Source organism: Paenibacillus sp. ACRRY, from assembly GCF_022346995.1.
Lineage (GTDB): Bacteria > Bacillota > Bacilli > Paenibacillales > Paenibacillaceae > Paenibacillus.
This window is the reverse complement of record NZ_JAKRNM010000008.1, coordinates 99380-112155: the sequence shown is the minus strand read 5'-3', so window position 1 is coordinate 112155 and position 12776 is coordinate 99380. Positions and strand designations below refer to the sequence as shown.

Annotated in this window: 10 protein-coding genes and 1 pseudogene; 2 read left to right on the top strand and 9 right to left on the bottom strand. The window is 49.4% G+C overall.

Features of this window, described 5'->3' with window-relative positions:
- Positions 1-24: 24 nt before the first annotated feature.
- The 3 genes from MH144_RS23230 to MH144_RS23220 form a co-directional block, all read right to left on the bottom strand.
- Positions 25-597 carry a hypothetical protein gene (locus tag MH144_RS23230; RefSeq protein WP_239304563.1) on the bottom strand — a complete coding sequence of 191 codons (573 nt, stop codon included), beginning with the start codon at positions 595-597 and terminating at the stop codon, positions 25-27.
- A gap of 442 nt (positions 598-1039) precedes the next feature.
- Positions 1040-1768: a hypothetical protein gene (locus MH144_RS23225; RefSeq protein ID WP_239304561.1), complete on the bottom strand. Its 729-nt coding sequence runs from the start codon at positions 1766-1768 to the stop codon at positions 1040-1042.
- A gap of 64 nt (positions 1769-1832) precedes the next feature.
- A complete protein-coding gene (locus tag MH144_RS23220) occupies positions 1833-2399 on the bottom strand; it encodes a histidine phosphatase family protein (RefSeq protein WP_239304559.1) in 567 nt (188 codons plus the stop codon).
- A gap of 74 nt (positions 2400-2473) precedes the next feature.
- Here MH144_RS23220 and MH144_RS23215 point away from each other — a divergent pair, with 74 nt between their 5' ends.
- Positions 2474-3139: a hypothetical protein gene (locus tag MH144_RS23215; RefSeq protein ID WP_239304557.1), complete on the top strand. Its 666-nt coding sequence runs from the start codon at positions 2474-2476 to the stop codon at positions 3137-3139.
- Positions 3140-3496: 357 nt separating this feature from the next.
- On the opposite strand, the gene MH144_RS23210 is transcribed toward MH144_RS23215, so the two are convergent.
- The 3 genes and pseudogenes from MH144_RS23210 to MH144_RS23200 all read right to left on the bottom strand — a co-directional run.
- A complete protein-coding gene (locus MH144_RS23210; protein ID WP_239304555.1) occupies positions 3497-5506 on the bottom strand; it encodes a B12-binding domain-containing radical SAM protein in 2010 nt (669 codons plus the stop codon).
- Positions 5507-6015: 509 nt separating this feature from the next.
- Positions 6016-7896 carry a DNA helicase RecQ gene (gene recQ, locus MH144_RS23205; protein WP_239304553.1) on the bottom strand — a complete coding sequence of 627 codons (1881 nt, stop codon included), beginning with the start codon at positions 7894-7896 and terminating at the stop codon, positions 6016-6018.
- 401 nt (positions 7897-8297) lie between these two features.
- Positions 8298-8591: pseudogene (locus tag MH144_RS23200) on the bottom strand (Rpn family recombination-promoting nuclease/putative transposase); the annotation flags it as partial.
- A gap of 158 nt (positions 8592-8749) precedes the next feature.
- Here MH144_RS23200 and MH144_RS23195 point away from each other — a divergent pair.
- A complete protein-coding gene (locus tag MH144_RS23195; RefSeq protein WP_239304551.1) occupies positions 8750-9274 on the top strand; it encodes a DUF5412 family protein in 525 nt (174 codons plus the stop codon).
- Between the two features lie 99 nt (positions 9275-9373).
- Here MH144_RS23195 and MH144_RS23190 read toward each other — a convergent pair whose 3' ends face one another.
- Genes MH144_RS23190 through MH144_RS23180 form a run of 3 tightly spaced genes read right to left on the bottom strand, consistent with a single transcriptional unit; the run spans position 9374 to position 12767 of the window.
- The gene (locus MH144_RS23190) at positions 9374-10504 is read right to left on the bottom strand and encodes a glycosyltransferase (RefSeq protein ID WP_239304549.1); all 1131 of its coding nucleotides are present in this window, start codon (positions 10502-10504) and stop codon (positions 9374-9376) included.
- A 54-nt stretch (positions 10505-10558) separates the two neighbouring features.
- Positions 10559-11305, bottom strand: a complete 747-nt coding sequence (locus MH144_RS23185; RefSeq protein ID WP_239304547.1) for a class I SAM-dependent methyltransferase — start codon at positions 11303-11305, stop codon at positions 10559-10561.
- Complete coding sequence (locus MH144_RS23180) at positions 11292-12767, bottom strand: nucleotide sugar dehydrogenase (protein ID WP_239304545.1); 1476 nt, start codon at positions 12765-12767, stop codon at positions 11292-11294. The genes MH144_RS23185 and MH144_RS23180 overlap by 14 nt, the downstream gene beginning before the upstream one ends.
- Between the last annotated feature and the right edge of the window lie 9 nt (positions 12768-12776).

Sequence of the window (12776 nt, the reverse complement as noted above, 5' to 3'; positions counted from 1 at the left end):
AGTCTAATATTTATCTCCAAAATCCTATTTGAAGCTGTCCTTCACATAATTATAGACGTTAAAATCATCGTACTTCACGTAGAACCCTTCTCGTATAAGCTTCTGTTCTTCTGGATCGATTCCAAAAGAGAATGACGCGCCCGGACCAACACCTGTCTGACCTACGGAGAATTCTTTCATGTTCTTATCGAACAATCTCACATTCCCTGAACTGTAAGTAGAGATTCCATCCTCATGAAAAATACCATTATATATGAACACTCCGGAGGGATTCTCCATATTAAACGTAGTTTTAAACGTAAAATAAATATCGCTGCCTCTGTTCAGCACATCCAACAACAGATTATTGTTGTGAAGCTCTGCTACACGGATATCTTGTTTCATTGGATCATTTACTTTAAAGGTAATCCATTCTGGCTTCACAAAAATTTCGACTGGAATATGTTCTGATCGTAGTGTGACTGTATACCCATCTTGATTCAAAACCTTGTCCGTTATGCCCTCATTGGTATAGTTTGACATGTAGTATTGATAAATGAATATAACGGCTAAGATAAGTACAGCGAACAAAAGTATCGTCCCTCTTTTTTTGTTCATATCTATCCTTTCATTTTCTGTGTTGTAACTGGGACCCACCAATTATGCAATTTAGAGAAAATCCTCTTTTGATCTTTCCTTCCAATTAAACTACATGACAGTACCTTATGGCAGGTCCCCTCAAAGCATTCGACTTTATGCAATGGAATGTGTAAATCTTACTTTCCCCATCCACCCTTTAACTTTTCAGCAATGTATAACTGCAATCTGTGGATGTCTGAACAAACCTCTTCTTCCTCCGGTGTATTTCCGTATTCCCCTAGCCAACGGGGTGTGTTGATAGGCCATTCGTTTGACAAATATTGTTTACGATTCCGATAATCTATCATATGGTTCAAGAGATACTCCAAGGAGCCGAAGGATTGCTTACTTCGATCGTTAACTATGATTTGTATTTTTTCAATGATCGCCTGTAATATGTCTTGAATATATTCTTCTGTACTCATGAGCGTTTACCAATAAATAGCTTATTCTGTGTCCAATGTAGATTATAGCCATAGCGATATAGCTCAAAGTATGGATAAAGGCAGTCTTCTGCCTCCTGCAAACCTTGATAACGGGGCCACTGCAAGTAATAGGCTACCCAATAGTCGCATGCGATGGAATAGTATGCTTCACTCAAAAGCTCGATATTTTCGTTGTAATCGCTACGCGAGCGAAGAAGATCTCCGAGCGCTTCGTAAACAACCTCGCTATCCTCTTCATCCGCACCTTGAATCAACCTTTGCTCTAACTTGCCAATTTCGCCTGGCTGTAATACAACAACTTCCTCTATACATGACAAAGCCCCAAATGCTTCTTTAGCTGCGTCCGTTGCTTCGTCATCCTCCGGTACCTTGGAGAATAAGATCTTCAATCTTAGAATTAACTCCTCCCCCAGACTACGCAATGTGTCCTCGGAAGCATCCTCATTCCCACCATTGAAATAACCTGGCACATATTCGCCGGCGAAATCCTCTGGATTCAACATCTCATAGATCAGACGAATCTTGTCCAGGAAAAGCTGGCCTTCTGGAATCGGCTCAAACACCCGTTCAACGCCTGCTCCCGTTGACATAAACCACTGAAATAATCCATAGAAATGGTCTGCTTCAACCTCTTCATCATCTTCTGGCTCAAATTCGTCTCCGCCCATCGCTAGTAAATAGCGGCCGTATTCCTGTTGTTCCATTCATACCATCCCTCTCTTGGTTCAACCTAATGACTACTCTCTCTCCCTACCAATTACTTTTACCCTATGCTTCCCATAACCTTGTCACTTGCTCTAATTGCATCCCTTCGAATTGAAGCTTATAGATATCGGGTTTGCTGGTTTGATTAGAAAAATCAAAGCCGTAGCTTGCATCAAAGTAATTCATCATCAACGTCATGACATGTCCGTGCGTGCCAATAGCTACCTTTTTCCCCTGGTGCTCTTCTAGAATTTGCTTGAACACATTTACAGCTCTGTTCTGGCAAACCGTATTAGACTCTCCTCCTGGTAATGCATATTTGGGGTCTTCAAACATTCGCTTCGTTGCAGGCATAAATTCTTCATCCCTAATATGATCATCTGAAAAATGCCTTTCCCGAAGGTCCTCCATAATCTGAATGTCTATTCCCAACGTTGTTGCCAGCCCCTCCAAGGTTAGGACAGCTCGTGCATACGGGCTTGAGATAATGGTATGTATTCCTTCATCCTTTAATATTTCTGTTATTTGGGCTGCATTCCCTTTACCCTTCAAAGTAAGTCCTCTCGTTCTTTCCGTTCCTTCCGTATACGGCGATTCTGCATGCCTAACCATATAAATGATGGTTTTCATATGCCCCTCCTTGAATCCTTTTGACTTATATATAATTAAATTTACAATAATTTTCAGATATGTGTATAGTAGAAATGAAGCAATACTCTTGGAAGGAAACTACATGTAACCGAAGGGATGAGATCATGGTTCTTTTCAAAAAAAAGTATCTACTATTCTATGTATTATTTGTACTGGCCGTCTCTATTAGTACACTCGCATATATAAACAGTTCGTCGAAACTGGAGGAGCCCATTCAACAAGTAGTTAACCTTTCGGCCAATTCATTAACCTTACGTGAACTAGACAAGTTGGATGCGTTTGCTGAACTAATCGTCATTGGTTATGCCACAGAGGACTTTAGGGATCGAGAGCATGTCATTACTACATTTAATGATGGGATCATGCAGTCCTTCCACACCAATACAACTATTAAGATTGAGCAAATACTAAAGAAACCCGAGGATTATCCTTCTGATCAGAACGAATTGACAATCATTGAACCTGTCAGTCTGAAGGGAGACCTCAAATACACAGCTAATGACTATGTAGAACTGCAGAAGGGGGATAGAAGTGTTCTTTTTTTGCTAAGAAACTCCTATGGTGACTATGGATTAATCAATGATAACTGGGGGAAATTCAGCATGGAAGGGATCAGTCAGAGCAGTATGCCTCAATCCGCCACTTCTAATGAATTATTAGAGTACGAGACATTTCGTGACTCAGTTATGAAGAAGTACAATCTAGACAAACAGTCTTAATGGAAATATAGGTGGGCAGTAAAATATCCGAATATTACGTTTTTCATCGCTCTCTCTGTTTGGGTATTCAATGGAGTAAAATCCGTAAGTACTCACCGAAATCTTAAAATACAAAAAGGGAAGGCCCCTCCTCATCCCATGGGGAATCAGACGACCTTCCGATGCTTACAGAACATATGGTTGTTGTAAAAGGAAAAGATTAGCGCGGCTTGTGCAATGGCGAGCCGCGTAAGGGTAAGGTGCTGCTCTCATTCAGGCAGCACCTCAATAGGGAAGCGCCACGACCGCAAAGCCGTGGCGCTTCTTCCGCTGCATGCCGCCAAACGGCCTATGCAGCTTCTTCATGGGCCGCTGCACCTACATGGCAGCGGCTTCTTCTCCCAGCGGCAGCGTGTAATACTGCGCCTGCTGGTCTTCATGCTGCTGGTACACAACAACCAGCAGCGTCCGGCCTTTCGCGGCAAGCGGGCTGGCGCCAGCTAGCACACGCTCAAGCCGGAACGGAAGCACGTCCAGAACGGCGTGCTTCTGCAGTTCCTTTTCGCCGAGACCAAGGTCGGCGAAAGCTCGGGCACCCATGACCGTCTGTGCGGTCATGGCCGAGGTCATCGGCAACGCACGCGAAGCGTTGCCGTCCCCACCGTCCGCCGTTCCGTCCGCGGCGGACTGAACAGCTTCGCTGCCGATCACACCCGCCGCATCTGCGGCAGAGTTTTCCCCGGCAGCAGCCGCACTTCCCGCAGCGGCACTCGCACCTGTGCCGCTGCTTTCCAGCCATGCCGTGCCTGCGGCACCGGCCACGCGTGGCAGGCGAACATCTTCGGGACGTTCAGCCAGCGTTTTCATATACAGCGCCCACTGATCCTTCTCCAGCGCATCATCCCACCAGATTTTGCGTGGTTTGTATTTGTGGCCGAGGAAATAATCCAGCTTCATCAGGCCGAGCACGATATCCATATGCGGTGTGTTCCGCGATTCCAGGAAGCTGTGCAGACGAGTGAACAGATCTTCGAGCTGGTGGCCGATCTTCTGCCAGCCCTGACCCTCCCAGTAATCCCCGAACGCCTGGAAGAAATCAAACGGCGAGTTGAACTCCTGCTCCATCAGATACTTCAGCGTATGGTCCATCCGGTGAGCGTTCCAGTATTTCTCGAGTACATCCTCCAGCCGCTTCAGGCGCACGATGTCGCTGAATGGCAGCACGTCACTGCCCAAAATCTCATACGGTGCGTGATCCATATACGTGTAATTGTACTTTTCCGCATCCAAACGCAGACCGGTACCGCGCAGCATTTTGAGGAATCCGAGCTGAAGCTCTTCCGGCCCCAATGCAAATACATCGTTAAACGTCTTACGGAACGTATTGTAATCTTCCTCCGGCAATCCGGCGATGAGATCCAAGTGCTGGTCGATTTTCCCGCTGGCTTTGACCTTGTTCACCGTACGGCTCAGCTTGGCAAAGTTCTGGCGGCGTTTCACCAGTTCATTCGTTGGATCATTCGTGGACTGCACCCCAATTTCGAACCGGAACGTGCCCGGTGGCGCATTCTCTGCCAGATAATCGAGTACCTCAGGACGCATGATATCAGCCGTAATTTCAAACTGGAACACGGTCCCCTGATGATTCTCAATCAGGAATTTAAACATCTCCATCGCGTAATCACGCTTAATGTTGAATGTCCGGTCCACAAACTTAATCAGCTTCGCACCCTTCTCGATCAGATACAGAATGTCCGACTTCGTCCGCTCAATATCGTAATATCGCACGCCGACCTCAATACTGGACAGACAGAACTGACAGCTGAACGGACAGCCCCGGCTGGTTTCAAAATAAACAACCCGTTTCCCGAGATCCGGGATATCCTCTTCAAATCGGTGAGGTGATGGCAGATCGTTCAGATCCGCCTTCGGCCGTCCTGGCATGAGGATGACCTCTTCCCCTTTGCGGTAGGCCAGTCCATACACAAAATGGAACTTTTTACTTCCCTCCAGCTCCGTCAGAAGCTGATGCAGCGTCTCTTCCCCTTCACCCATGACGATAAAATCAACATTGGGAATCCGGTTCATCCAATATTCCGTGTCGTAGGACACTTCCGGCCCGCCCAGCAATATTTTCACGTCAGGCATAACCTTTTTCAGGTTATCAATAACCTTGATTGTCTCTTCAATGTTCCAGATGTAACACGAGAATCCAATCACGTCCGCGCCGCGCTGATACAGGTCAGACACAATATTCATGACGGGATCCTTGATCGTATACTCCGCCAGCTCAATATCAAAATCCTTCTCACTGTACGCCTTCAGACACCGCAAAGCCAGCGAGGTATGGATGTACTTTGCATTTAATGTAGAGAGAATAACCTTCATGGTTCACAACCTTTGCCTGGACACCCAGACCATATTTTTTTGGTAAAAGTAAAGCGCCACAGCCATCCAGCCCCGGATGCTGTTCATGTAAACCTATATCGACACCCAGACTCGGATGCTGTTCGTGTTAAATCTCTATCAATAGCCATTCCACATATCATGGACATATTCCAATTTTGTCTTTCAAAGGGTGGACACCCTTTTCAAAAAGACATCCAGTCCCCGGGTCCCTCCAATCTACTACATGTAGACCCAGAGACACTCATCGGAACCATATCCTGTGTAAGCCAACCATCGCTTTCTTCTAAAGCAATGTCCACCTTATGAAAGACAATCCATCTCGTTTCGTCCACCATATAGAGACACTCGAAAAACTTCAACCCCATATAGCCTCGCCAACAACTGGATTCAAGTTCTGTTCACGATCCACAATCCACGATTCGCAAATCAAAATTCATCATCCATCATTTCACAAGCACATTTCCGGAATTGGAGCCTTGCCCTTTTACTTACTCATACTCGTAAAAGGCATCATCATCCGTATCCACTTCTTCGCCCGTTTGCTTCTGGAAAAACTCGAGGAATGGCAGTCCGTACTTGCGGTACTTAACCTCACCGACCCCTTTAATCATCAGCATGTCACGTTCCGTCTGCGGACATACCACACTCATCTCGCGAAGCGTTGCATCATTGAAAATAATATACGATGGCACATGCTCCTTCGCCGCCAAATCGCGCCGGATCAGGCGCAGCTGCTCGAATACCGTCTCGTTGACCGCCGATGGCATCGCATCGCGACCCCGACGTCCGCCATAGTTCGTACCTGAAGCCGTGGCCGCCGTCTTGCGAACCACACGCTGCATCACTTCACGCTGGCCTTTCAGCACTTCCACCGCCAGCGGCTGTAAGCGCACGACCGGATATTGTCCTTCGGACAGCATCAGATACCCTTCGGATACCATGACGTTGATGATCTCGGCAATTTCGCGTTCCGTGCGGTTACCCATCACGCCATAGGTCGGCAAAGAATCGAAGCCGTACTCCAGTACTTTCTTGGCACGCGAGCCCTTGAGCACCGACGCCACCAGAGATACACCGAATCGTTCGCGCATGCGGTGAATGCAGCTGAAGATTTTCTGTGCATCAATTGTCATATCCACCAGCTCGCGGTCGTCCGTACAGGAACTGCAGATGCCGCACGGCTTGTCCTCGTGAACCTCACCGAAATAATCCAGCTGCGCACTGCGCAAACAACGTGTCGTGTAACAGTAGTCCACCATCTGCTGCAGCTTCCGATAATCATTTTGTTTCCGGTCGCCTTCCATCGGGTTCTGCTCAATCAGAAACTTCTGGGTGATAATGTCCTGTGCTCCGAACAGCAGAATACATTGACTCGGCTCTCCGTCCCGTCCCGCACGTCCGGCTTCCTGCACGTATGCCTCCATGTTCTTCGGCATGCTGTAATGCAGCACGTAACGCACGTTGGATTTATCAATTCCCATCCCGAATGCATTTGTAGCAACCATCACCCGGATATCATCGTACAAAAACTGCTCCTGGCTCTGGGCCCGTTCATCGTCCGTCATCCCCGCGTGGTAGCGCCCTGCCGGCAAGCCTGCCTGCAGCAAACGCTGATGCAGATCGTCCACGTCTTTACGGGTCGCGGCGTACACAATCCCCGGCTCGCTGGCATGCTCGCGCGCATAATTCAGGACAAAGTCCTTCTTGCTCTCGCCGCGCAGCACGCTAAACGCCAGATTATCACGCCCAAGTCCGGTCACATACGTCTGCGGGTCTTGCAAACGCAGCAGCCGCAGGATATCGCCCATAACTTCTGGCGTCGCCGTCGCCGTGAAGGCCGCAACTACCGGCCGCTCCGGCAAACTGTCCACAAACGGCGCTACCGCCAGGTAGCTTGTCCGAAAATCATGACCCCACTGTGATACACAGTGGGCCTCATCCACAGCCACGCAGGAGATGGGCAGCTGCCCCATCTCATCGCGGAACCAGTCCAGCTCCAGTCGCTCCGGCGCGACGTAGAGCAGCTTCAGGTCACCGCGCTGCGCCGCGCGGATGCGATCATTCACTTCTTTGCCGCTTAACGTACTATTGATATAAGCGGCGGCAATGCCGGCGGTCGTCAGTGCATCGACCTGGTCCTTCATCAATGAAATAAGCGGGGAAACGACCAGCGTAAGCCCCGGATATAACAGAGCGGGAATCTGATAACAGATCGACTTCCCGCCCCCGGTAGGCATAATGCCCAGCGTATCTTCGTATTCAAGCAGGCTGGACACGATCTTTTTTTGACCCTCGCGAAAGTCGGGATAGCCATAATATTTTTGCAGGAGACCCTGCGCTTCTTCTAAAGTTGGTGCTTGCACACTCATGTAAAGACTCCTTACTTGTCACTGGTGTTCATCCACCAGCTTGGTCCCATCCGATTCTGACATCCGAACACAGCACCATTGCCGCATCCTTGACAACAAAATGGCGTTCTCATGACTTGTCCGTCAAGCAAAACGCCGCTCCCTTTAGTTTAACGGGCCAGCCCCGAATGAGCAACCGCGTTTTACTGTAAAACGTTTGAAGCTGCTTCGCCAAAATAAAAACAACCGTTCATCCTGTTTGGACAAACGATTGCTTTTTTTTCTTTTACCTAACTTTTACTCATCTCCGAGTAGTCCACTCTACTTATACAATTAGATATGTGAGCAAACTGTTCCTTGGAACCTATATCTGTAAATTGCAATTGTGAACACTAACTGTAAATGTAATTTGTAACTTCACTTTAATCTTTCAACGCTTCTACCTCAGATTCCGACAAACCACTGGCCTTCGCGATAACCGAAACTTCGATTCCTAACGAGAGCATATTTTTTGCAATCTCAATCGCCTTTCTTTTTTCACCTTCCACTAGTCCTCTAGCTATCCCCTTTTCAGTAGCCCACTCAATCATTGAGGCTTCGTCATGCAAATACTTCTGTCGCTCTTCATACAAACGACGCGCCTCTCGATCTTGACTTAAAAACTCCAGCGTATCCATCGCTTTCTTCAGCGTAGGTTCATTCATTTGCAGCACCTCTATTAGATATATCATTCATATTAGGATATTTTTAACTTCATTGTAATCATTAAAACAATTCCTATGATATTATCATTAAATGCAGCTTTTAAATGATTCACATGAATAAAACCACCTACATATCCATGTCATTTGACTCCAAAGGAGGCAAAACATCAATGGAACGCCACCAACAGGCTAATTCGAGTTCATCCACAACCAAGTCCCGTAAGCTCTGGATACGCAGACATCCCATCCTCACGACAACCACCTTATTGATCTTCATACCATTATTCATGCTCGTCGCCTATTCCAACCTCCGTCCTTACTTCTCAACATTTGAACGTTCCGAACAGGGAGAACTAAGCTATTCTATACCTTCACGGAATGGAGAATATACAGCTGAGATATACGGAGTACCTTACGGCGGTGCAGCCGGTGGAGTAACCATTTGGGTGGATGTGAGGAAAACGAATGGTTCGGATGCCTCAATTGTGAAAACCATCTACCGCGCCGAGCATCACGGGAATAACCATCTGGAATGGGAGAGCGAAAATACACTTCGGATCGAAAACTGGAGTAAATACTCGGATGAGACCATAACGCTCAACATCGAAGACGAAATCTATGATGGCCGGGGCTGGGCATGCAAAAGCCTGCACATGAAGGACCAGTATGTACATTGTTTATCCCCGGAAAAGTAAATGAACACCAATAAGCAGCCCCTCTCGCCAATATCTTGGCAAGCAGGACTGCTTATTTCACATCTATTAAACTGTATCCTTGCCTTCACGACTGTTCTTCTACGTTCGAGACTGTGCCTCGTCTTTCTCTTCCCGATTCCGAATCTCTTTGCGTAAAATGACTTCCAGCTTCTGACGATTATCCAGCAGGCCGGGATCGTTCGGCAGAAACTCCCGGGCTTTTGTGTTATGCTTAAGTGCCTGTTCCCAATTGCCCAGATGGGCATAACAGAGCGATAAACGTGCATGCGGCAGCCAGGTGCGGCAGGCTGCGGGCACCGGGCGCAGACCCGTATCGCGGCTGCTCACATCTACAGCCTGCATATACCAGTAGATCGCTGAGACCAGCTCCTGCCGTTCATGGAAGCAGGCCGCGATCGCACAGCAGAAATCCGCATGCGGCAGATCGTATTGAAACGACTGCAGCAGAGCACCCAGCTTGCGTCCCGGCTGCCCCAGCCGCTCATAACACTCTGCCAGCCGCGCACAGGCAATGAGCCGATCCTCGCGATAGCCGCTGGGCTGCTCCAGCAGCTTCGCGTACCCCCGAGCCGCCGCCGCATAACGCTGGCGGTCAAAACATTCGCCTGCATAGTAGAACAGCAGGCGACCCTGGGCTACGCCCTCTTCGGCGATCCATTTGCGCAGAATGCGCACGTTACGCGCCGAATGATGGCCCGCTTCGCGGCGGTGCGTGACGGCAATGTCTGCCGTAATGACCCCACTCGCCGGGGAGCTGAGCTGCTCGTGCAGCCGGCCATGCCAGCGGCACCCGGCATCCCGCTTGACCAGGCGAAGCCTGCGGTCCGTCACGAGCTGACTCCCCTCCGGCCCCTCGGCCAGCGTATAGTTCAAGATCACAGCTGCCGTCTCCCCCTCGGACGGCAGCTGCTGCTTCACCTTCTCCAGCTTCGCCCGTTCCGCTGGCAGCAGCACATCATCCGCGTCAAGCCACAAGATATATTCCTGCGTTGCCTGGTCGAATGAGTAGTTTCGCGCTGCGGCAAAATCATCCATCCACTCATACGTGTAGATCCGGTCGGTATACTGCGCAGCAATGTCCATCGTACGGTCGGATGAACCGGTATCCACAATGACGATCTCGTCCGTGATTCCGGCTACCGAATCCAGACAGCGCGCAAGCGTGCGTTCCTCGTTCTTCACAATCATGCACAGACTGATGGTGATCACGTTCCCGTGCCCCTTCCTGTCGTACGCGTATTTCGTTGGTTCTTCCTACACCCGTTACCCTTCCGCATTCTCCTGACGACGAAGCCGCTTCACCTGCTCTACCGCCTGGTCCAGCGCCTTCTTGCGCAGTTTCATCAGGCGAAGATGGTTCTGCTCGACCTCAGCAAAATGCACATGATCCAGCTGCATCCACTCCGTTACTTGTTTCAGGGTTGGCGACATATGCAGCTGCGTTTTCCGGCGCTTGCGGGCCACGCAACATAGATATTTATGATGAACCTCCAGTTTCAATACTTCAAAATACGGCATCAGGCACATCGCCAGGTTTCCTGCATAGAACGTCTGCTTGTGATCATAAAACGGATGATAGCCATACGGCACAGTCACGATCAGCGTCCCTTCCTCCTGGAGCAGTCGATGAACTTGAAGCAATAATGTCTCCGGATGGGCAAAATGCTCCAGCACTTCTCCGAGCAGCACGGTATCGAAAGTGGTCTTTACTTTCCACTGGGTAATGTCCAGCATGCGAAAATCCACATTGTTCCGGACAGGTTTGGACTCTTTGGCGAGCTCTGCCTGCGCATACCGGATACTCTCTTCCTCCAGATCGATCCCTGTTACACGAAACCCCTCACGCGCCAGTAAAATGGAGGTAATCCCCTGACTGCATCCGACGTCCAGTATTCGTTTGCCAGTTGTTTCCCGGCACATCCAGTGGATGCGGGTCCGGGTGGCTTCATGGGAATCTTCCGAGTTGATCTCGCCATAATACCGTTCACTTACCCGATCATGATTCGCCATGGGTATCCACCGTTTTCTCTGAAAGATGTGCAGGTTCTTCCTTGGCTGCACCCTGAACTTCATCTACATTCTGCATTACTTGCTCCTCTTCATTCACTTGTTCCTCTTGCGCATCATGCACTTTCTGGACACTTTGCAACACTGCTGCCTCAGTCCGATTGGGCTGTCCCAGCACCACGATATGCCCTCCGTGGCACCCGGCTGTCGCATTCCGAGTATCGAATATGAGCTTTGCATGATCCGCCATTTCCTGATAATTGAAGCCCGAATGGTCAGTCGTGATGATCACCAGATCGGCCCAAGACCACAAGCCGGGCACAGCAGGCTGAGACTGAAGCACAGAGCCATCATCCTTGCGGAAGACCGGTACCATTGGGTCTGTGAAAACAACCTCTGCTCCCGCTGCGCTCAGCAGGCGGAAGACGTCCAGCGCCGGCGATTCACGCAAGTCGTCAATATCCTTTTTGTAAGCCATGCCTGCCAGTACTATGCGCGCCCCCTTAACCCTCGTACCCGCCTGTTTCAGCAACTCTACTGCACGCTGAACCACACGCTCTGGCATCTGCCGATTGGTCGCATCCGCGAGTGTAATGAATTGCAGATCTGATCCCTGCCGGTTAGCAGCCCAGGACAGATATATGGGGTCAATGGGGATACAATGTCCACCGATGCCTGGACCCGGATAGAACGGCATATAGCCAAAAGGCTTGGTTGCTGCCGCGTTCAGCACTTCCCAGATATTCACGCCCATTTGTTCACAGGCAGGCGTGAGCTCGTTTACCAGCGCAATATTGACGCTGCGGAACGTATTTTCGAACAGCTTCGCCGTTTCGGCCACCGTCGTTGAACTGACGGGAACAATTTCATTGAGGAATGAGCCATAGAATTCTTTGCCATAGGACAGGCAAGCAGGCGTTGATCCACCGATAATCTTCGGGGTATTTTTCACACCATAGTTCACACTGCCCGGGTCCACCCGTTCGGGAGAGTAACAGACATAAAATTGTTCGCCTACTCTCCAGCCTGTGGCTGCTTCGAGCGGCTGCTTCACATGCTCCTCCGTTGTGCCGGGGTACGTCGTGCTTTCCAAAATAACCAGGCTCCCCTCCTTCAAATAAGGAGTCATGCCATCCACCGCTGCAGCAATATATGAAATATCCGGCTGATGATCAGCTGTCAGCGGCGTAGGTACACAGATCACAATGACATCCGCTTGCGTTACTGCGGCATAATCCGTACCCGCTGTAAACAACCCGGCTTGGGTTAGCGATTGTATGATCTCGTCTTCAATTCCGATGACATAGGAATCACCCGCACGCAGTCTTGCCACCTTGAAAGCATCTATATCGATCCCGTGAACGCGATAACCGGCCTGTGCCATCTCCACCGCCATGGGAAGTCCAACATAACCAAGACCAATCACGACGGCTTTCAGGGAGCGGCTGTTTAATCTGTCTTGCATCGTTTGTAT

Coding starts and splice junctions, on each gene's coding strand:
- MH144_RS23230 (WP_239304563.1), bottom strand. CDS start 597: ATGAACAAAAAAAGAGGGACGATACTTTTGTTCGCTGTACTTATCTTA.
- MH144_RS23225 (WP_239304561.1), bottom strand. CDS start 1,768: ATGGAACAACAGGAATACGGCCGCTATTTACTAGCGATGGGCGGAGAC.
- MH144_RS23220 (WP_239304559.1), bottom strand. CDS start 2,399: ATGAAAACCATCATTTATATGGTTAGGCATGCAGAATCGCCGTATACG.
- MH144_RS23215 (WP_239304557.1), top strand. CDS start 2,474: ATGAAGCAATACTCTTGGAAGGAAACTACATGTAACCGAAGGGATGAG.
- MH144_RS23210 (WP_239304555.1), bottom strand. CDS start 5,506: ATGAAGGTTATTCTCTCTACATTAAATGCAAAGTACATCCATACCTCG.
- recQ (WP_239304553.1), bottom strand. CDS start 7,896: ATGAGTGTGCAAGCACCAACTTTAGAAGAAGCGCAGGGTCTCCTGCAA.
- MH144_RS23195 (WP_239304551.1), top strand. CDS start 8,750: ATGGAACGCCACCAACAGGCTAATTCGAGTTCATCCACAACCAAGTCC.
- MH144_RS23185 (WP_239304547.1), bottom strand. CDS start 11,305: ATGGCGAATCATGATCGGGTAAGTGAACGGTATTATGGCGAGATCAAC.
- MH144_RS23180 (WP_239304545.1), bottom strand. CDS start 12,767: ATGCAAGACAGATTAAACAGCCGCTCCCTGAAAGCCGTCGTGATTGGT.